Annotated in this window: 15 protein-coding genes; 3 read left to right on the forward strand and 12 right to left on the reverse strand. The window is 35.4% G+C overall.

The features are described from left to right. Positions 1 to 223 precede the first annotated feature (223 nt). Entirely contained in the window at positions 224 to 1,444 is a 1,221-nt protein-coding gene (locus ACNQGH_RS13045; protein ID WP_417956451.1) for a pyridoxal phosphate-dependent aminotransferase, read from the reverse strand. A gap of 125 nt (positions 1,445 to 1,569) precedes the next feature. On the opposite strand from ACNQGH_RS13045, the gene ACNQGH_RS13050 reads away from it, so the two are divergent. Continuing rightward, positions 1,570 to 2,898, forward strand: coding sequence for an aspartyl protease family protein (locus ACNQGH_RS13050; protein ID WP_417956452.1), 1,329 nt, complete (start codon positions 1,570 to 1,572; stop codon positions 2,896 to 2,898). A gap of 54 nt (positions 2,899 to 2,952) precedes the next feature. Here the strand turns inward: ACNQGH_RS13050 and ACNQGH_RS13055 are convergent, their stop codons facing one another. After that, positions 2,953 to 3,342 carry a DUF1573 domain-containing protein gene (locus tag ACNQGH_RS13055; RefSeq protein ID WP_417956453.1) on the reverse strand — a complete coding sequence of 130 codons (390 nt, stop codon included), beginning with the start codon at positions 3,340 to 3,342 and terminating at the stop codon, positions 2,953 to 2,955. Positions 3,343 to 3,503: 161 nt separating this feature from the next. Here ACNQGH_RS13055 and ACNQGH_RS13060 point away from each other — a divergent pair, with 161 nt between their 5' ends. After that, positions 3,504 to 6,137 (forward strand): valine--tRNA ligase, encoded by a 2,634-nt coding sequence (locus ACNQGH_RS13060; RefSeq protein WP_417956454.1) that lies wholly within the window; start codon positions 3,504 to 3,506, stop codon positions 6,135 to 6,137. 79 nt (positions 6,138 to 6,216) lie between these two features. Here the strand turns inward: ACNQGH_RS13060 and ACNQGH_RS13065 are convergent, their stop codons facing one another. After that, a complete protein-coding gene (locus tag ACNQGH_RS13065) occupies positions 6,217 to 6,642 on the reverse strand; it encodes an HIT family protein (RefSeq protein ID WP_417956455.1) in 426 nt (141 codons plus the stop codon). Positions 6,643 to 6,925: 283 nt separating this feature from the next. Between ACNQGH_RS13065 and ACNQGH_RS13070 the strand changes: the two genes are divergently transcribed. Then, positions 6,926 to 7,303: a hypothetical protein gene (locus ACNQGH_RS13070; protein ID WP_417956456.1), complete on the forward strand. Its 378-nt coding sequence runs from the start codon at positions 6,926 to 6,928 to the stop codon at positions 7,301 to 7,303. A gap of 69 nt (positions 7,304 to 7,372) precedes the next feature. On the opposite strand, the gene ACNQGH_RS13075 is transcribed toward ACNQGH_RS13070, so the two are convergent. The 9 genes from ACNQGH_RS13075 to ACNQGH_RS13115 all read right to left on the reverse strand — a co-directional run bounded on the left by ACNQGH_RS13075 (position 7,373) and on the right by ACNQGH_RS13115 (position 19,793). Next, on the reverse strand, positions 7,373 to 7,741 hold the full coding sequence (locus ACNQGH_RS13075; protein WP_417956457.1) for a VOC family protein: 369 nt from the start codon (positions 7,739 to 7,741) through the stop codon (positions 7,373 to 7,375). 163 nt (positions 7,742 to 7,904) lie between these two features. Then, positions 7,905 to 9,227, reverse strand: coding sequence for an APC family permease (locus ACNQGH_RS13080; protein WP_417956458.1), 1,323 nt, complete (start codon positions 9,225 to 9,227; stop codon positions 7,905 to 7,907). Positions 9,228 to 9,418: 191 nt separating this feature from the next. After that, positions 9,419 to 9,967, reverse strand: coding sequence for a PepSY-associated TM helix domain-containing protein (locus tag ACNQGH_RS13085; RefSeq protein ID WP_417956459.1), 549 nt, complete (start codon positions 9,965 to 9,967; stop codon positions 9,419 to 9,421). 145 nt (positions 9,968 to 10,112) lie between these two features. Beyond that, positions 10,113 to 12,368, reverse strand: coding sequence for a TonB-dependent siderophore receptor (locus ACNQGH_RS13090; RefSeq protein ID WP_417956460.1), 2,256 nt, complete (start codon positions 12,366 to 12,368; stop codon positions 10,113 to 10,115). Positions 12,369 to 12,818: 450 nt separating this feature from the next. After that, on the reverse strand, positions 12,819 to 13,820 hold the full coding sequence (locus ACNQGH_RS13095) for an FAD:protein FMN transferase (protein WP_417956461.1): 1,002 nt from the start codon (positions 13,818 to 13,820) through the stop codon (positions 12,819 to 12,821). A gap of 280 nt (positions 13,821 to 14,100) precedes the next feature. Next, positions 14,101 to 16,302: a PepSY domain-containing protein gene (locus ACNQGH_RS13100; RefSeq protein ID WP_417956462.1), complete on the reverse strand. Its 2,202-nt coding sequence runs from the start codon at positions 16,300 to 16,302 to the stop codon at positions 14,101 to 14,103. Positions 16,303 to 16,314: 12 nt separating this feature from the next. Continuing rightward, a complete protein-coding gene (locus ACNQGH_RS13105; RefSeq protein ID WP_417956463.1) occupies positions 16,315 to 16,797 on the reverse strand; it encodes a DUF2271 domain-containing protein in 483 nt (160 codons plus the stop codon). A gap of 4 nt (positions 16,798 to 16,801) precedes the next feature. Continuing rightward, entirely contained in the window at positions 16,802 to 18,316 is a 1,515-nt protein-coding gene (locus ACNQGH_RS13110; protein WP_417956464.1) for an ankyrin repeat domain-containing protein, read from the reverse strand. Between the two features lie 325 nt (positions 18,317 to 18,641). Continuing rightward, complete coding sequence (locus ACNQGH_RS13115; protein ID WP_417956465.1) at positions 18,642 to 19,793, reverse strand: PepSY-associated TM helix domain-containing protein; 1,152 nt, start codon at positions 19,791 to 19,793, stop codon at positions 18,642 to 18,644. Between the last annotated feature and the right edge of the window lie 17 nt (positions 19,794 to 19,810).

Genomic DNA, 19,810 nt, shown 5'->3' on the forward strand with positions numbered 1-19,810 from the left:
GTATGTAAATTTAAGGGGTAAAGATAATTAATAAAAACTAAAGAATTTCTATCGTTTATACTATTTAATGATCACTTTTGAAGGATCAGCAGCAAAGCAGGAATTTCTAATTGTTTTGAAAAATAAAGGCAATAACTTTTTGGTTACTGCCTTTTTGTTATGTACTTAAAATCTTTTGGTTGTCAGTAGCATAACCAAAAGTATTTTATTTTTTAATTTTCAATTATTCTACTTCCATTAACTTTTTCAAACGGGTTGAATTATAGACTGGAATTGCTTCTTTTAGAATGCGAACAGCACTAATCAAATCTTCTTTTTTAAGAACATAAGCAATACGCACTTGGTTTAATCCCATTCCAGGGGTTGAATAAAAGCCGGCAGCAGGAGCAACCATAACGGTTTCACCATTCAAATCATAACTTTCTAAAAGCCATTGTGCAAAATCATCTGTATTGTCAACAGGAAGTTGTGCGATACAATAAAAAGCGGCTTTAGGTTTGGTAACGATAACCCCTTCAATTTTATTTAATTCGGAAATTAAGGTGTCTCTGCGTTCTTTATATTCTGAGATTACTTCATCAAAATAACTTTTAGGTGTATCGATAGCTGCTTCACAAGCTATTTGTTCAATTGTCGGAGGGCACAAACGGGCCTGGGCAAATTTCATCGCTGCTGAAATCACCTCTTTGTTTTTTGTAACCATACATCCAATTCTGGCACCACACATGCTATAACGTTTGGACACGGAATCGATCATGATTACATTTTGTTCGAGTCCTTCAAGATTCATTACAGAATAATGTATGTCTTCATCGTATATAAATTCTCTGTATACTTCATCCGCAATCAGGAACAGATCATATTGCTTTGCCAGTTTACCCAATTGCAAAATTTCCGATTCGGAATACAAATAACCAGTTGGGTTACTTGGGTTGCAAATTAAAATTGCTTTGGTCTTTGGCGTGATTAGTTTTTCAAATTCTTCTATCGGAGGCAATGTAAAGCCACTTTCAAAAACAGAATTTACAGGAACTACCGTAGCCCCGGATTCTGCTGAGAACGCACTGTAATTAGCGTAAAATGGTTCTGGAATTATGATTTCATCGCCCTGATCCATAATACTTCCTAAAGCAAATAGAAGTGCCTCAGACCCTCCTGTAGTTATCATGATGTCTTCAAAAGATACTTTTACATCTTGATTGGTATAAAATTGAGCTAATTTTTTTCTATAACTTTCGTAACCGGCAGACGGACCATATTCAATAATACTTAAATCAATATTCTTAATGGCTTTAATGGCCACTTCGGGGCTTTTTATATCGGGTTGACCTATATTTAAATGGTATACTTTATGGCCCTTTTTCTTAGCCATTTCAGCAAAAGGAGCCAATTTTCGTATTGGTGATTCGGGCATTTGTTTGCCTCTGTTGGATATATTTGGCATGTTTAAATTATTGAGCTGCAAATTTGCAATTTTTTTTTCAAACTTACTCTAATTAATAAGTCTATTTGGTGTAAAAAACGCACTATTATGTTGTATTTTTAGTAACTTTATACAAACAATTTTTAATGAAAAAGGTAATTATTCTGTTTTTTCTCCTTTTCAGCGCTTTGACTATTTTAGCACAAGATGGTTTTCACTTTAGTAAAGAGGTCAGCAAAGCAACTATTCCTTTCAAATTTATTAATAATTTAGTTTTTATTCCAATCAAGGTCAATGGTGTGGAATTAAACTTTTTGTTAGATTCCGGTGTTGAAGAGACTATACTGTTTAGTCTGGAAGATAAAAAAGAAATTGAATTTTCGAATGTCGAAAAAATCACTTTGCGCGGTTTAGGAAGTGAAGATGCCATCGAAGGATTGAAATCGACTAATAATACCTTGGAAATAGGAGCGTTGAAATCTCAAAATCATTTATTGTATATTGTTTTGGATCAGGAATTTAACCTGTCTTCTCATGTCGGAATTCCGGTAAACGGAATTATTGGATATCAGTTTTTCAAAAACAATCTGGTTGAAATCAATTACGAAAAAAAGAGAGTAATCGTTCACAGCGACAGTGAAAAAAATAGAAATAAAATAGAGAAGAAATACGAAAAGGTTGCTATTACGATTGAAAGACTAAAACCTTATATAATAAATACCGTAACGATAGATTCTGTTGCGTTCCCGGCCAAATTATTGATAGATATCGGCAACAGTGATGCCCTGTGGCTTTTTGAAAATCGATCCCGGGGGATAAAAATTCCTGCTAAAAATTTTGAGGATTATTTGGGACAGGGATTTAGTGGAGATGTAGAGGGAAGAAGAGCAAAAATTTCAAAATGGCAGATGTCGAAATTTGAATTTCATAATCCTATTGTTGCTTTCCCGGATTCCAGTTCAATACGGAATGTAAAAATGGTTCCTGGCAGAATGGGTTCCGTTGGAGGTGAAATTTTGAGACGGTTTTCAGTTGTTTTTGACTATACGAATGGTTTTTTTTATTTGAAGAAAAACAAAGAATATAATTCTCTTTTTAATTATAATAAAAGCGGAGTTGAAGTGCAACACCATGGTCTGCAATGGGTAAAGGAAACGGTTCCTCTTAAGACAGTTCCTACGGTGACAGTAGATGATCCTTTTAAATCAAATGACAACACGAGCGATTTTAAATATAAATTTAATTTAAAACCGATTTATGAAATTACTAACGTCAGAAAAAATTCGCCTGCCGCGAATAGCGGTTTACAAAAAGGGGACGTAATTATTTCAATTAACAAAAATCCCGGATATAAATATTCTTTACAGGAAATTAATTCCCTCTTTAAATCGGAAGAAGAAAAATGGATTACATTAGAAATTCAGAGAAATGGTCAAATCCATAAATTTAAGTTTCAGCTACAAAATATCCTATAAAATAAGCGCTTTTTGATGATATCAAAAAGCGCTTATTGTTAGTTTACAAAAGGTTTAATTGCCGATGACTTCTCCTTTAATTTTTAGTGGCACTCTGCCATCGTCATAATTTACTGCGTTAGATTCTACAGTAAGGGTTTTACGTATAGGTCCTGGAGTCATGTTGTATTTCACTTCAATTTTTCCAGTTTTCCCGGGCATAATAGGCCCTGCGGGTTTTGTTGGAACGGTACATCCACAAGTAGACAATACATTGGTAATAATTAGGGGTGCGTCTCCGGTATTTGTAAATTCAAATACTCTTATTCCACTATCACTTCCTTTGGAAACCCTCCCATAATCAATGGTGTTGTCTTTAGCCGCAAATTCGATTTTAGCCCCGGATTGAGCAAAACCTAAACTGCTTGCAAATACAATTGCAATTAAAGTAATTATTTTTTTCATTTTCATTTTTTTAGATTCGGTTAAGTAAATGTACTTTCTTTTAATTAATGCACAAATATTTATTTCTCTTTTTATAGTGTACTTAATTATTTACTTTTGTTCCCAATTAGAATTACAAATATCAGACCAAAGTTAAATTTTGGTTTTAACAGTTGCTTTTTATGACAATTCCTGCACAATTTGATGCCAAAACTATTGAGAATAAGTGGTATGACTACTGGATGAAGAATAATTATTTCCATTCGGAACCAGACCATAGAACGCCATATACCATTGTAATTCCACCGCCTAATGTTACTGGGGTTTTGCATATGGGACACATGTTGAACAATACCATTCAGGATGTATTAATCAGAAGAGCGCGTCTTAAAGGATTCAACGCTTGTTGGGTTCCCGGAACAGACCATGCTTCTATAGCGACTGAAGCTAAAGTTGTAGCGAAATTAAAAGCTGAAGGAATCAACAAAAATGATTTAACGCGCGAAGAATTTTTGGCGCATGCCTGGGAATGGACGGACAAATATGGTGGTGTGATTTTGGACCAGTTAAAAAAACTGGGTGCTTCTTGTGACTGGGAGCGCACCAAGTTTACCATGGATCCTGATATGTCAGCTTCAGTAATTCGTTCTTTCGTAGATTTATACAACAAAGGTTTGATTTATAGAGGATACCGAATGGTAAACTGGGATCCTGAAGCAAAAACTACTTTATCTGATGAGGAAGTAATTTATGAAGAACAACAGGGGAAATTGTATTTCCTGAAATATAAAATCGAAGGAAGTGAAGATTTCCTGACGATTGCCACAACACGTCCGGAAACTATTTTTGGAGACACTGCGATTTGCATTAATCCAAATGACGAACGTTTTGCTCATCTGAAAGGAAAGAAAGCGATTGTGCCTATATGCGGAAGAGTAATTCCAATTATTGAAGATGAATATGTTGATATTGAATTTGGTACAGGGTGTCTGAAAGTAACTCCTGCCCATGATATGAATGACAAAGCGCTGGGGGAGAAGCATCATCTTGAAATTATTGATATTTTCAACGAAGATGCCACTTTGAATAGTTTTGGATTGCATTATCAGGGAAAAGATCGTTTTGTAGTACGTGAGGAAATTGCCAAAGAATTGGAAACAATTGGTGCTTTAGCAAAAACAGAAATTCACCTGAACAAAGTAGGAACTTCTGAAAGAACCAAAGCAGTTATTGAGCCTCGTTTGTCAGATCAATGGTTTCTAAAAATGGAAGATCTGGTAAAACCGGCTATAAAAGCAGTTTTGGTAGACGGCGAAATTAAATTGCATCCGAAACGTTTTGATAATACCTACCGACACTGGCTTGAAAATATTCGCGATTGGAATATTTCTCGTCAATTGTGGTGGGGTCAACAAATTCCTGCGTATTTCTATGGAGACGGAAAGGAAGATTTTGTAGTTGCTGAATCTATCGAAAAAGCGTTAGCATTAGCAAAAACGAAAACCAAAAACGAAACCCTGACTGCCCAAAATCTAAAACAAGATGTTGATGCTTTAGATACCTGGTTTTCTTCCTGGTTATGGCCAATGTCCGTTTTTGGCGGAATTATGGATCCGGAAAACGAAGATTTCAAATATTATTACCCAACCAATGATTTAGTAACAGGTCCGGATATTTTGTTTTTCTGGGTAGCGAGAATGATCATTGCAGGTTATGAATATACGGGTAAAAAACCATTTACAAATGTATATTTGACTGGTTTGGTTCGCGACAAGCAAAGACGCAAAATGTCTAAATCATTAGGGAATTCACCGGATCCTCTGGATTTAATTGAAAAGTTTGGTGCTGATGGTGTTCGCGTTGGATTACTTTTGAGCGCATCGGCAGGAAATGACATTATGTTTGACGAAGAATTGTGCAACCAGGGAAAAGCCTTTACAAACAAAATCTGGAATGCCTTTAAATTAATAAAGGGTTGGGAAGTTTCGGATGCTATTCCGCAACCGGAATCTTCAAAAGTGGCGATCGAATGGTATGAAGCTAAGTTGCAACAAACGCTTTTGGAAATTGAGGATAATTTCGAAAAATATAGAATTTCCGATGCTTTAATGGGGATTTACAAATTGGTTTGGGACGATTTTTGTTCTTGGTTCCTGGAAATGATAAAACCGGCATACCAACAACCAATTGACAGCAATACTTTTGCGAAAGCGATAGCAATGCTTGAAAATAATCTGAAATTATTGCATCCGTTTATGCCGTTTTTGACAGAAGAAATCTGGCAAATTCTTGCCCAAAGAACTACAGAAGAAGCGTTAATCGTTTCGACCTGGCCAGAAATGAAACCTTTTAATGCAGGCTTAATTACTGACTTTGAAAATACAATTGAAGTGATTTCCGGAATCAGAACGATTCGTAAAGACAAGAATATTCCGTTCAAAGACACCATTGAATTAAAAGTGATGAACCATGATAACGTGTCGACCTATTTTGATTCGGTAGTGACTAAATTAGGAAATATAACTTCGTTAACCTATGTTTCGGATAAAGTCAATGGCGCTTTGTCTTTCCGTGTAAAATCGAATGAATATTTCATTCCAATTAGCGGAAATATAAACGTTGACGAAGAAATTGCGAAGCTAACTACTGAGCTGATATATATGCAAGGGTTTCTAAGATCAGTTCAAAACAAACTGGCGAACGAGAAATTTGTGGCTGGTGCACCGGAGAAAGTTTTGGCAAACGAAAGACAAAAAGAAGCAGATGCTTTATCTAAAATTGAAACCATCGAGCACAGTTTGGCTGGATTGAAATAAAGATTAGACTCTTTTTGAAATATAAAAATTCCCCTCACACTATAAAAAAAGGAGAGGGGGATTTTTTATTTAAGTTGTTTTATAATCCCGCTTTTATTTTTTCTATTACCTCAGTATATTCGGCATCAGACAGTAGCGTTTTTTGTGGATTCATTTCAAAAACACTTCCAAAACCATATCCATCTTTATATTTTGGAACAATATGCATGTGTAGATGAGATAAGGTATCGCTATAGGCTCCGTAGTTGATTTTAGTAGGATTAAAAGCTGCGGCAATTGCTTTCGCTATCGTTGCGACATCGTGCATAAATGCATTGCGCTGTTCATCGCTCAATTCATAAAACTCAATACCATGGTCCTTATAAACTACATTACAGCGGCCTAAATAGGATTGTTCTTTAAATAGGAACAGTTGAGATACTTCTAAATCACATATTTTAATCATTAAATGATGCAATGTTTCATTGTCTTGGCAGTACAGACAATCTGCAATTGGTGTTGGCATAATAGTTCTTTGTATAAATAATTAATGGTCGGTTCAAAACTAATGAAATAATCATTAAAATTAAAGAGGGAAGAATATTTGTTGTGAAAAGAGAAGATATAGTGCCTATTTCCATAAAAAAGATTCGTCAGATTTATGTAGTTGCACGACAACATTTTATCGATAAACGTCATTGTCATTGCGATTTAAAGAGTATTTCTTCCTTTAAACGATTTTTGTGTATTTACTGACATATTGTTAATATGTTTGAGGAATAATTGTACAATACCACATTGATAAACAGATGAAAAAGATATTTAGTTCGGCTTATAGACAAGATTATGTTGAAGGATATTCAATTGGTTTGAATCCATTTCAGCATTTTAAAAGTGCAAAAAACAATGATGCTTTTACTGCTGGATTTAATTCCGGAAGGTCAGATTATGAGCGAATGAATGGATGTATCAGTGATGGAATTCCCCAGCGTATTGTTACGGATAAAGTTTTGGAAGATTATCTTATCGCAGGTTTACTTGGCTTACCAATAGATGCTGATGGGTATACTTCACATCAAATCAATATGATAGAAAAATGGTATCAAAGCGGGATTGAAAAATATGATCCCAATCAAAGCATCAGTCTTTTTGAATTACTTGAAAAGAATGGAATTCTAATTAATTAAGCTTTCTGATTTCTTTATATTCTGAATTTTAAAATGTAATTGTTTGTAATCTTGATTACATGTCTTAACTCATTTGGTGTTGAATTCTCCAAAATGCCACAGAATTCCTGAAGGATCGTGTAAGAAACATTCTTTTCCCCATTCTAGTTCACGGATTGGCGTTAATCTAACCTTATCATATTTAGAAGTAAGTTCTAATTCCAATAATTGATTCCAAAATCGTCTGACATTATCTACTTCCATAAAAATCATAGTATTCTCTATCCAATCTTTAACATAAGCATTTTGCAAATAAAAGCCTAATCCATCAGTATTGAAATATGACATATCGGAGGATAAAATGCTTTCTTGAAAACCTAGGTCACGATAAAAATCACGAGATAACTCATAATTTTTTGCTCCAATAAAAGGCCGAATTGATTTAGCTTTATGTTCCATTTTTTTGTTTTTTTTAGCTAATATATTACATAATTTATTTGCAAATAATTAAATGTGCTTGTAGAGCAAAAATTAAAACTATCAACAAAAAAATTCATTGCCACGGATTTAATTTCTGTGATGTGCAATTGTTAAGAATACAGCTGCTAATTTCATTTCGTAGTTATTCTTTTTTATTGCTGCGATTCAGAAACAGAAAAGCGGGATAGGAAATTATTGCAATGATTAAAATGATTAAAAAGTTTTTCCTGTCGCTATAAGCAAAACCTATCAATAGTGCCAAGGTGGCTATAATCACAAATAGCGTTGACCACGGATAGCCCCAGGAACGATAGGGTCTCGATAAATTGGGCTCTTTGTTTCTTAATTTTATCAGCGAGCAATAAGCTAATCCCCAAACAATAACTGACATGAATGTCCCAAATGAAAATAACACTTCAAATGACCCTATTATGATCAGTATTAAACTAAATAAGGAGGATACTAAAAGGGCCGTTATAGGAGTGCCACCTTTGTTTACAGCAGTTCCTTTAGTAATAAAAAATCCATCACGGCTCAATCCGAATAATATCCGTGCCGGTATCATCATATAGGCATTTAGAATACTGATCAAAGAGAAAATCGCAATAACGGTGACTATAATTGCACCATTATTTCCAAAAACTACTCTAGCAACATCCGCAGCCGCCAGAGGTGAATTTGCCAAAGAAGCCACTGGTAATACATGAAAAAAGGCCATGTTTATCAATACATAAAGTACGATGACAATTATAGCTCCAGTATAGAGTGATCGAGGAATGTTTTTACTCGGGTTTTTATCTTCTTCTGCAAAAAAACAAACGGAGTACCAACCGTCATAAGTACCAATTATTAATTGAAGTGATTTAAAAAAGCCGAATAGTACTCCCATTTGAAGTAAAGGGGTGTCTTTTTCAAAAGAATTTAATTTTATGCCTGAATACATAAAACAGGCAACAATTAATGCCACAAAGAAAACGACTTTAATAATACTTGTCACTTGCTGGATGAAGCTGCCATTTTTTACACCACTGACATGAAGAAGGACAAATGCAATTAAAAAGGCAATGGCAATAATGGTAGCATAACTTTTCAAAGCTGGAAATAAAATAACACTATATTCGCTGATAACAATACAGTAAAAAGCGGGTGGAATTGCATTTGTAATGTAATCAAACCAACCCGATAGAAAACCAGCATAATCTCCAAAAGCTCTTTTTATATAATTGTAAGATCCGCCAGCTTTGGGCAGCATTGTGGCTAATTCTGCATACGAATTGGCACCAATTAAAATATATAATCCTCCAAAAAGCCAACACGTAATTATAAGCCAATAATTGTCTAACATACCCGCAATAGCACCTGGTGTACGCAGGATTCCAACACCGATTGTACCTCCAATTAATACCGCAATACCAAAACTTAAGCCCAGACTTTTTTTTAATTGATTCTTTTTTGAATTTTTCATAGGGAAGTATTTCGGGTTCACTTTTTTTAGTTAGGTGTTTTTTTAGTCTAAAAAATGAATTGAAATTTAGTATGTTGTATTCCGGAAACAGATCAATGGTGCTATCAAATATAGTTAAAATGCACTTTCTTTTATAACAAAAAACCCCGTCTATTTCTAAACGAGGTTTGTTAATTTTTTAAAGGTGTAGTTTAACCAAATAGAATCAAAAATAACAGAGGGAATACAACTCCGGCTACCGCCAGTTTCCAGCCTCTGTTTTTCCAGCTGAATTTTCCAGCTTTAATCATTATTGTTCCGGTCAATGCAATGGTGATTAAACTCAATGCAAAAATATCAGAATAATAAATCCAAAAATTAGAGTTGTTTTTATGTAAGCCCATGGATTGGCTAATGACAGGTGTTTTTTCAAAGGATACAATTTCACCTTTTCCTGTTTTCATATCAATTTCTACATCGTGTTTTTCAAAAGAAATTTTAAACGTTCCTTTTTTTACCATCTGACGTCTCATTTTGTCATCGATGCCTAGTTTTTTTCCTAAATCTTCAGCAAATTTTTCATTGATTTCGCTTTCTTCGGGTAATTGCACTGCAATGGCTTTTGTTTCGACCGTATATTTCTCGGGATGCCAGGATTCCCTGTGGTTCATCATTAGCCCTGAAAAGGCAAAGGAAACAATTAATCCGATATAGAAATAGCCTAAATCGCGGTGTAAATTTCTGAAGTTGATTTTTTTCATGATTTTTAATTTTATAAGGGGAGACTGTTTTTTATTTTTTTGTAAAAAAGACTTTTATTTTGATAAAACCAAAAACTTTTTCTGCTTTTCAAAAAAATGAAATTGGCAGAAAAAGTTTTGGATGAAATAAAACCAAATCTAGGTTTTAGAATTTATATTTTAAGCTTGTCAATACTTGACGTGGTGCAATTGGGTTTACACTGTAATTTTCGTGTACGGTATAATTCAATTCGTTTGTAATGTTTGATAGTTTGCACAAGATAGAGAATTTCTTCCAGGTATACCCTGCAGATACGTCAATTGTTGTGTAGCCTTCTAACGGAATTTCTCTGTCCCAAATTCCATTCGGTTTGGTAGAATCATATTGGCTGTTCCAGCCTCCAACACGTTTGCCAATATAGTTTCCTATTGCTCCAAGAGACACTCCTTTTAATGCTCCTGTTTGCAATGTATAGAAAAAACTTAAATTGGCTGTATTGGCTGGTGTTCTTGCTACACGATCCCCTACAATGAAACTTCCATTTAATCCTGAAGTTTTTGAATATCTCATGTCATTATAACTATAACCTGCAATGATACTCAACCCTTCAGTAGGTCTGGCGGTAATATCAATTTCAACTCCTTTACTTTTAGTTGCTCCACTTAAAACCTTAACGGTTGTGTCTGTATTTAAAGTAACTCCGTCCGCTTTAAATTCGGCAGTTTGAGCTAAATTACTATTGGTAATTTGATAGAGAGTAATGTTTGTACTTAAAGTACCTCTCCAAAAATCCTTTTTAACACCTGCTTCGTATTGGTCAATAATAGAAGGTTTTATTGGTTGTAAATCAACTGTTGTTCCTGTATTTGGTGTAAATGAGGTGGAATAACTGGCAAACAAAGACATATCTCTTTGTGGTTGGAACACTAATCCAATTTTTGGAGAAAAAGCATTGTCTAAACGTTTTTTACCTTCTGCAATAGTTACTGGATTTTTGGTTAAGTTATGGGTGTCTGCCTGTGATTGTTGCCAAGACCAACGCAATCCTGCTAAAAGCTTGATTTTGTCTGTAAAAGAAATTAAATCTTGTGCATAGACTCCAAAACGTTGGGTGTCTGTATATACAAATTGAGTCGCTCTAGAGTATGGTGCAGTTTTACTCTGGGTGCTAGGGTCATAGGTGAAAAGGTTTATAGGAGTGCTTTCCGTAGTAATAGCTGTTGTAGAAGTTGGACTGGCATAAAAAGCATAGGTATATGCTGTCGCGAAAGAATTTTCATAATCTACCCCTGTAAATACCTGGTGCTTGATGCTTCCTGTATTAAAGGTTCCCTGTAAACTCAATTGGTCTGCAAATATTTGTTCTAAGTTTTTATTCTGCACCAATCCTCTTTTCCAGTCACCATAAACCGGGTAAGTATCTAAATTTGACAACTGGGCCGTTGATTTAGAACTTCTGTCATAATTTTGAAACGAAGTATTGAAATTAAGTCTCCAGTTTTTGTTGAAATCATGGTTTAATAATACCGAAGCACTAGCAGATTTTGTATTTCCAGTTGACCAAAGTGCTCCATAAAAATTGTTGCGGGGTAAATCTAAAATGGTTTTACCAATTATTCCAGTTCCAAAATCAGGAGTCCAATCAGCACTTAAATAATCACCTTGCGCTGTAATTTGAGTTTTATCACTTATTTTGAATAAGAATGATGGGTTAATATAAAAACGTTCGTTTTTTACCACATCTCTAAAGCTTTCTGAATTTTCATAAGAACCGGTGAATCTATAGGCGATAGATTTGTTTAGAGGGCCGTAAAAATCAATGGTTGGTTTGTAGTAAGCATAACTTCCTGCCTGCATACTAATTTCTCCTCCTTTAGTAAATTGAGGCGTTTTCGTTACTAAATTTAATATTCCTCCAGGAGCAACGTTTCCATATAATAAGGCAGAGCCACCTTTTAGGAATTCTACCTTATCTAAAGAAGAAACCTCAGGAATAGATCCTGCATTATAACGAAAACCATTTTTAAACATATTATTGGCAGACATATCATATCCTCTTGAGAAAAAGGATTCCTGAGCTCCACCACGGGCAGAACCAACATATACACCATTTGCATTTTTCAGTACTTCACTCAAACGGATGGCTTGTTGTTGTCCAATAATTTCAGCATCAATAATTTGTACGCTTTGTGGTACATCCATTGGCTTTAATCCGGAACGTAAGGCTGTTATTGGCTTTTTCTCTTTGTTGACTGTAATGATAACTTCTTTAAGGGCTCCTCCTCTTTTGTTTTTTATAGTATCAAATCCTGAAGATGTAGTTTCATCATAATTTTTATCATCAGAAGCATTTGCTGATTCTTGTGCTAAACAGGATAGACTAAATAATAGGGTTAATGTTGGGAGTAAAATATATTTCATGATTGTTTATTTGGAATAATTAAAAATAACGATGCAAATATAAAACCGAAGTATGGATTTGCAAAACTTATTTAGATTAAATATTAATAAAAATTAAAGATATATTTAACTAATTGTATTTCAATTTTTTATGTTTTTATTAAACTGCTTTTTTTGCAGATAACTTCTTAGTTCAGGTCTTTTTCTTGTTAATATTCTTTTTTTTTGACCCCGTAAAATCTGAAATTCTTTCTCTCAAAAGAGGCTGAAGATCATTTTTTATGTTAAATTTTGTTAAAGGAAGTTGGCTTTGTGAGTTAATTTTTCTGTAGCGCGGATTTAAAGGATAGGCGCGGATTTTATCAAAAAAAATAGTACAGCTAAAATGACAAGAAAAAAGTCTTTTTAGTCGGTACTATCATTCTCTTATTTACCGAGTAAGTTTAAAAAGGAGAATTAAGACCAAAGTAATTAAAGTCGGGCCTTAAATTTTTTGATTCGGAAGTTTTTTGATTTCACGACTTTACCATCGTCCGTAATCATGAGGCAACTATAATCAGGGTATTTGTTGAGTAAAAGTAGCCCTGATGTTTTTCCTAATACCATTAAGGAGGTACTTAAGCCATTTGCAGTTTCTGCATTCGGTCCAAAAATCGTCACACTGCATAAGCCTGTAGCAGGATAACCCGTCGCTGGATTGATGATATGCGAATAGCGCTTGCCGTCAAAAACAACAAATTTTTCATAGCTGCCCGAAGTGGTTACCGCATCTTCCTGTAATGGAACAACAGCTAAAAGTTTATCAGGATGGATGGGATTGGTAATACCAATGTTCCAATTCTTTCCATTGGGCTGTTTTCCCCAAGTGCTCATATCGCCCGATCCATTTATAATCCCGGCTTTGATCCCTTTTGAGATCATCATATCCCGGCATTTATCGGTTGCATATCCTTCTCCTAATGCTCCAAATCCAATTTTCATACCTTTTAGTTTTAAAAAAATGGTGGATTGAACACTGTCCAGGATTATATTTTTATAACCTACTTTTTCTACTGATTTCTTAATGGCTTTCTCAGAAGGCATCGCTGTCATGGACCCGTCAAACTTCCAGATTTTATCCATCGCCGCAAAACTGATGTCAAAACCGCCATTGGTTACTTCTGAAAATCGAATTGCCCTTTGTGTTAATTCAAAAACTTCTCTATCTACCCTCACCGGTTGAATACCCGCATTTTGGTTCACTTTGGATACTTGCGAGTCCGATTTCCAGTCGGATATCAAATTTTCTATTCTTGTAATTTCTGCAATAATGATAGTTATATTTTGTTCTGCCGCCAGCGAATCTATGGCTACAATGGTAATGTCAAAGCGACCACCCATAAGCATAGTGGTTCTTTTTCTTAGTGTTTGTGCACTGCTGGTGATGTTGCAGACAATTAAAAAAAGAAATAGAAACGGGTATTTCGCTGTCATATAGGTTGTTTTTAAATATTGTGGTTTGGTTCATTTACTTCGTCAGTTTGCTAAAGTTCGTGGAGGCGCGCCCACCCTAAAAACTATGGTCATGCTGTACGTGCCAGATTTTTTATCAAAAGTAAAAAAACTGATAGGAGCTCCACTACCATCACTTACGCAGCGCAATGAATAATTCAAACGGTTGCACAAAAAAAGATACTGTTTCAATCCGGTTTTGGCTCCTGGTTATTGCCAGGAACGAAGCAATCTTTTGGAGAGGACGGGAGAAGAATCGCTACTAATAACAATCCGTTAGTACCTGTCCGTTGGCTTTATACTCAGAAACGCTTCTAGCTGTTTTGCCAAGACATAGCGCATCAAGTACAGATTCTACGTCTCTTTGCATCGCAAGTGAACCGCAAATCATTACAACTCCTCCCTGCAATAGTAAATCAATAAAAAAATCAGCATCTCGTTTTATAAGATCCATAACATGATAATGGTTCCCTTCACGGGATAAAGCCAAATGAAAACTTTTAAGTTGTTGTTTTTGAATTCTGTCAGAGGCAAATTTTTTATATCCTAAAACGGTCTCTGTTTCCTGTCGAAAGCCACAATACAAATGAATTACTGTTTTTTTCTTGTTTTGCTCGATCATTCCAAGAAAAGGGGCGATACCGGTCCCGTTGGAAATTAGAGCTACGTTAGATGTCTTTTTTGGGAAGTGAAAAGCATTGTTCCTGATGATGCGTGCTTTTATGATCGAACCCGGTTCCACGCCATACAAATAACCTGACCCTAAACCAGAAGGATGCAGTTTTACCACTAATTGTATGTTGCCGTTATGATTTCCTATAGAGTAGAGACGTTCTCTTACATCGTTTGCCGGATAGACAGCTAATAAATCTCCTGAATTGAATTTCGCATTCATACGAGCACGCAGCGTGAGTAAAAATGTATGTTCGGTATCAGAAATGGCCGTTTTTTCCAGTACCATTAGTTTTTGTACTCCTTTTGGAACATGGTTGTATAATGATGGGGTAGTGGAAAGAGGAATTCCTGTTTTCTGCCCCCATAATTTTACCCAACCTACAAATTCTTCAGCAGATTTGTCATTTATGGTTTGTAATTCTAAAAGGCGTTCAGCCCAGTTTTGTTTTGCCAAGAAGAGATCAATTTCCCGCGCAAAACCACAAAAATCAGGATAAGCTTGAGAACCAAAACCTGCCACTGAAACATTGATTTTTTGCTGCTGCTCGTATTTGCTGACAAGTGATAAAAATTTGCCTGCATTAGAAGGAGGATCCCCCAGTCCGTGGGTTGAAGTAAATAGGATAAGGTGTTCTGCTTTGGGAAAAACAGCATAATTATTAAGTTCCGTAAGATGTGCTTTTTGCCCGTTACCAAGCAATTGCTTATGAATAGCATTGGCAAATCGGAGCGAACTGCCATTCTCCGATCCTACCAGTAAAATAAATTTGCTGTCTTCGGCTTTGTGCTTGTTTTTAATGCGACTTGATCTTCGCTTTAGCGTCATGGCAAAACCCGAGTAGATAAAAAACAGAATGTTTACAGCGGCAATTCCCAGTATTACAGCCCAAAAGATACTCGCTCTCCCGGTATGCAAATCGAGACTTAGATCGGATAATTGGGTGGTCATCGGAAAGCGAGATTCGCTTACAATAGCACCTGAAATTTGATCGACTTCGATTTCACGGTCTTTTAATTTAATGTTATAATATTCTTCGGGATCATCCGAAAAAGGGAATTCAATTTCTTGAACATCAGCCAGTAGCGTATTTTTAAATACAGACGAGTCAGCACTGTCTTTTGAAATAGGAGAACGTCCTAAAACTGTAGTTTTTTCTTCTGGATTTGCTTTTGTCTCCATGAAAAAGTTAAACCTTTCCAGGGATAAATAAGTTCCGGAAACTGCAATAATCAGAATCGGAATGAGCGCCAATCTACCCAATACAACATGGTAATATTGAGCAAAATAGTCTTTGATGACTTTAGAAAAGAAATTGCGTAAGCCTCTTTGCCTGTTAAGAACAAGGGCAAAACCCGAAATGGAAATCAATACTAACAAAAAGGAAATAATTCCAACAAAAAAACGCCCCGTTTCTTTAAGAAATAAAGAGCGATGAAGCGCCGTAACCCATTGGATAAAATCACTTTTTTTGATAGGTGTACCTAGTATTTTCCCTGTTCTGGGGTCAATATAGGCATTGATATCATTATCTTCCCGATCAATACCCTGCAGTGTTACAAATTGATTGTGGTCAACACTTAATTCAGTTATTTCGGGATAGGTTTTGCGCAGTACAGGCAAGGTTTCTCCCAGCGTTATTTTTTCGAAATTTTCCACTCGATAGGGCGGTACTTTCTGCTGAATTGCATCTATTGCAAGTACAACACCAGTTGCCGATGCCAGTAGTAAAAATAAAGAAGAAAACACAGCCAAAGCCAAGTGTGTGTAACGCCAAAAAGAAAGAGTCATTGATGTAATCTATTAGATTTTGTTTAATCTTACGTAGCGAATATACCCTTTACCTTCTGTTTTTTCAGCAATTCCCTGGGTAGTAAGAGGAATCTCAATATCATTTACGTAATATTTTTGATCTTCTACTGCTGTTTCAAATCGCAATTTATAGCCTTTGTTAATTTTGGAATCTTCAATTTCTATTGTGGTTATACTGCGGTCACCACCAGTTGCTGAAGCTCCTGTTTTGGCACTGATATCCGTAGGTTTTTTAGAATAGAATTTATGCCATTCTTTAAGTGTTTTGTACCATTTTTTATCATCACCCATTACATAAAGCGTTTTGTCGTATTCGCCTTTGGCGTTTACAAGTGAAACGACAATGTAAGCACCTTCTCCCATATAGTTGGACATTTGAAGCATGCATTTGTATTTACTTGTTTGTGCGGCTGCTTGGAAAGATATGACGCATAGTAGCGCAGCTGTAAGACCTATTTTAATTATTGACTTCATAGTGTTATTTTAAAAATTCTAGAGATATATTGTTTTTTGTTAGAGACTCATTTTCTTTTGCCAAGGCGTAGGTGCTTTCGTCAAAATCGGTATTAATGTCTTTTTTGGCACCCATAGACACCAGGTATTTTAAGATCGTATCGTCTTTAGAAATCATCGCTGCTTTGTGCAAAGCGGTTAAGCCATCTTTATTTTTAACGTTTACATCGATGTTTAAATCAGCAATTTTTTTTAGTAAAGTTAAATCGTTTTTGGCTACAGCGAAGTGGTACAGCGTACTTCCGTCTTTTTGGGGACTGGCTAAGTTTAATCCTTTGTCCTGAAGCAATTTTATTTTAGCGGCAAAAGGATCTTGTTTTGGTGCATTTGCTGCTTCCGGTCCACGACCCATTCCCATTTGCGGTCTGTACGACTGTATTAGGTAATATCCCAGGTTGTTTCCATCTTTGTCCTGAACATTTAGAGCCGCACCTTTACTTAAAAGAAGAGCTACTGCTTCAGGAGTTCCTGACTTCACAGCCATCGTTAATGCGGAATGCCCTTTGCTGTTTTGCAGATTGTTATTTTTTACAATTGGCAATAACAGTTCCAAAGCACTAATTTCTCTGGCCGCGGCAGCGTTCATTAAGGCAGTATTACCGTCGTTATCGGCTTTATTGATATCTGTTCCTTTGGCTAAAAAGTAGTTGATAATTTCAGTTTGCTTAGGTTTACTTACTAGAAAATGAAGAACAGTTTCTCCTGTTTTGCTGGTTGCAGTCGGTTTCATTTTTAATTCCTCTACCAAATATTTGTAGGTTTCCATAGTATTTGCCTCCCTGCGGGAACCTTGCGCTGCAATAAGTAGCGCATTATCATTGTATGGTACACCTTTTTCTAATAACGTTTTTAAAAGGGCTACATTACCTGTTCTGGCGGCATAATTAAATGCAGTATTACCATCATTATCAGTAGCTGTAAGTGACATTCCTTTTCCAATAAAATAGTTGGAAAGGGCGAGGTTTTTGTCAAAAGGTATCGCCATAAGCAACAGGTTTACACCATCTCTGTATTTTTTCTTAGGGTCTATTCCAGCTTTTAAAAAAGCGTCGTAAACGGCGGTATTGGTTTGACCACTATTGGCCGCGAGTGTAATTGGGGAGGTACCTTGGCTGTCTTCCAGGTTAATGTCCGACCCTTTGGCTATAAGGTATTCTATGATTTCGATATTTCCTTTAGTAGCCGCCCAGTGCAAATAAATGCGATTGTCGTGTGTTGGTTTGGTAACTTCATTTCCGGGTTGTTCTAATAAAAATTTTATGGTGGCCGCAGGCGCATCATTATTAATTGCCATAACAGTTACATCAAAAGCATTTGGGGTTGATGCTGACGGGCTGTTTCCTTTGGCTATTTCAGCTTTAACTGCGTTTACATCTGGAGCTGTTTTCCAGAAAGACTGCTCCAAAAGGGTGTTTTTTTGCTGTGCACTGGCAAATAAAGTAGCGACTAAGGCAAAAGAAATAAAAAGATTCTTTTTCATAAATTTTTTATAAAGGTTCTTACTGATAGTGGAAGTGTGTTTTTTAATTAATTAGTTATTTAGAATAAATAAAAATAGCGCAAATGTAAAAATTAATATTATAATAGCAATTATTATTTACCCTATTAAAGAGGAATTTTTATCAGTGCAGTTTAAATTTTTGTGAATTAAATTTTTTTTTATTTTATATTGGTCTGCTTGCTGCGCTATTCTAATTCAAAAAAGCACAACGGATTTTTTTAAATTATTATCATTAGATAAAAAAAGAATTGAAAGGTTTAAAGCAAGTACGCTAAATTTTTCAATTATGCTTTTCGATACTGATTTAAGCCTTTGCTGCTGTTCCTTTTTTCTTTTTTTTATTTCGTCCCCACCAGACATAGAATCCGGATATTGGAAGGCTCCCAATGAGCAGGCTAAATAGGAATGCAGCTATTTTTCCGGGTAAACCTAATACTGCACCTGTGTGAATGTCATAATTCATTTTCATGAGGTTGTCAGCAATTTTAGCTTCTTTCTGTCTGCCCCACAGATGTGAAACATTCATTTCTTTTAGACTGTATTGATCAAAATAACGGTAGTCTATTTTCCAATAGGTTCCTTTATCTGAATTCGCATTGGCAGCTATTGGTGAAGCAGCCTTTTCTGGCGGATGTATTTCAATTGATTCTGCCTGAGGATATTCTTTTTGCATTGTATGCCAGACTTTATCCAACGGGTTTGCGATTGCACTAGCTGCTGTGTTTGTATTTATTTTGGAAAGAGGTTCTTGATATAGTAATGATTTTTCACCGCCGGATACTTTATAATAAGAGTATGCAAACCATTGAAATCCCCATACCAAACCCGTAATGGCGAAAATAATTCCGATTATAAGCACATAAAAACCGGTAATATTGTGCAAATCGTAATTTTTTCTTTTCCACTTTGTTCCTTTTTTCCATTTAAACCAAAAGCGCTGTTTTGCCGCATTTTTATTTTTGGGATACCAAAGAATTAAACCCGAAACCAGCAGTGTCAGAAATACTAATGTTGCCGATGCCACGACGGTCTGTCCAATTTTATGAGGCAGCCAAAGATAGAAATGCCCGTCCAGTATAAAAGGAAAGAATCCTTCCACATTGTTTATTGTTTTCAAAACTTTTCCTGTATAAGGGTTTATAAAGACTGTGTAGTAATAGGTGGGTTGGTGATGATAAAATTCAGCTGCTGCAGCATTATTTTTTTCATTATATTTTATAGCATGGAGTAGTTTATCAGGAAGTTCTTTTTTAGCAATTACAGCTAATTTTGAAGGAGGTAAAAAAGCTTTATTCTGTTCTTTTACAAAGCGATATTCTTCAGTGATATTTTGTATTTCTTCCTGAAAAGTATACAAACAGCCCGTTATGGCAATTATAAAAACAATTATACCTGACGATAAACCCAGCCATAAATGTATTTTTCCAATCCCTTTTTTAAAATTATTATTTTTCATTAAAAATGGATAAAACT

The sequence above is a fragment of the Flavobacterium kochi genome (genome assembly GCF_048286715.1).
In the GTDB taxonomy this organism is placed as follows: domain Bacteria; phylum Bacteroidota; class Bacteroidia; order Flavobacteriales; family Flavobacteriaceae; genus Flavobacterium.

Excerpts from the sequence above, each read along its gene's own strand:
- ACNQGH_RS13055 (WP_417956453.1), bottom strand. The coding sequence starts at position 3,342 with ATGAAAAAAATAATTACTTTAATTGCAATTGTATTTGCAAGCAGTTTA.
- ACNQGH_RS13075 (WP_417956457.1), bottom strand. The coding sequence starts at position 7,741 with ATGGAACATAAAGCTAAATCAATTCGGCCTTTTATTGGAGCAAAAAAT.
- ACNQGH_RS13110 (WP_417956464.1), bottom strand. The coding sequence starts at position 18,316 with ATGAAAAAGAATCTTTTTATTTCTTTTGCCTTAGTCGCTACTTTATTT.
- ACNQGH_RS13050 (WP_417956452.1), top strand. The coding sequence starts at position 1,570 with ATGAAAAAGGTAATTATTCTGTTTTTTCTCCTTTTCAGCGCTTTGACT.
- ACNQGH_RS13080 (WP_417956458.1), bottom strand. The coding sequence starts at position 9,227 with ATGAAAAATTCAAAAAAGAATCAATTAAAAAAAAGTCTGGGCTTAAGT.
- ACNQGH_RS13105 (WP_417956463.1), bottom strand. The coding sequence starts at position 16,797 with ATGAAGTCAATAATTAAAATAGGTCTTACAGCTGCGCTACTATGCGTC.
- ACNQGH_RS13060 (WP_417956454.1), top strand. The coding sequence starts at position 3,504 with ATGACAATTCCTGCACAATTTGATGCCAAAACTATTGAGAATAAGTGG.
- ACNQGH_RS13085 (WP_417956459.1), bottom strand. The coding sequence starts at position 9,967 with ATGAAAAAAATCAACTTCAGAAATTTACACCGCGATTTAGGCTATTTC.
- ACNQGH_RS13045 (WP_417956451.1), bottom strand. The coding sequence starts at position 1,444 with ATGCCAAATATATCCAACAGAGGCAAACAAATGCCCGAATCACCAATA.
- ACNQGH_RS13065 (WP_417956455.1), bottom strand. The coding sequence starts at position 6,642 with ATGCCAACACCAATTGCAGATTGTCTGTACTGCCAAGACAATGAAACA.
- ACNQGH_RS13100 (WP_417956462.1), bottom strand. The coding sequence starts at position 16,302 with ATGACTCTTTCTTTTTGGCGTTACACACACTTGGCTTTGGCTGTGTTT.
- ACNQGH_RS13115 (WP_417956465.1), bottom strand. The coding sequence starts at position 19,793 with ATGAAAAATAATAATTTTAAAAAAGGGATTGGAAAAATACATTTATGG.
- ACNQGH_RS13095 (WP_417956461.1), bottom strand. The coding sequence starts at position 13,820 with ATGACAGCGAAATACCCGTTTCTATTTCTTTTTTTAATTGTCTGCAAC.
- ACNQGH_RS13090 (WP_417956460.1), bottom strand. The coding sequence starts at position 12,368 with ATGAAATATATTTTACTCCCAACATTAACCCTATTATTTAGTCTATCC.
- ACNQGH_RS13070 (WP_417956456.1), top strand. The coding sequence starts at position 6,926 with ATGAAAAAGATATTTAGTTCGGCTTATAGACAAGATTATGTTGAAGGA.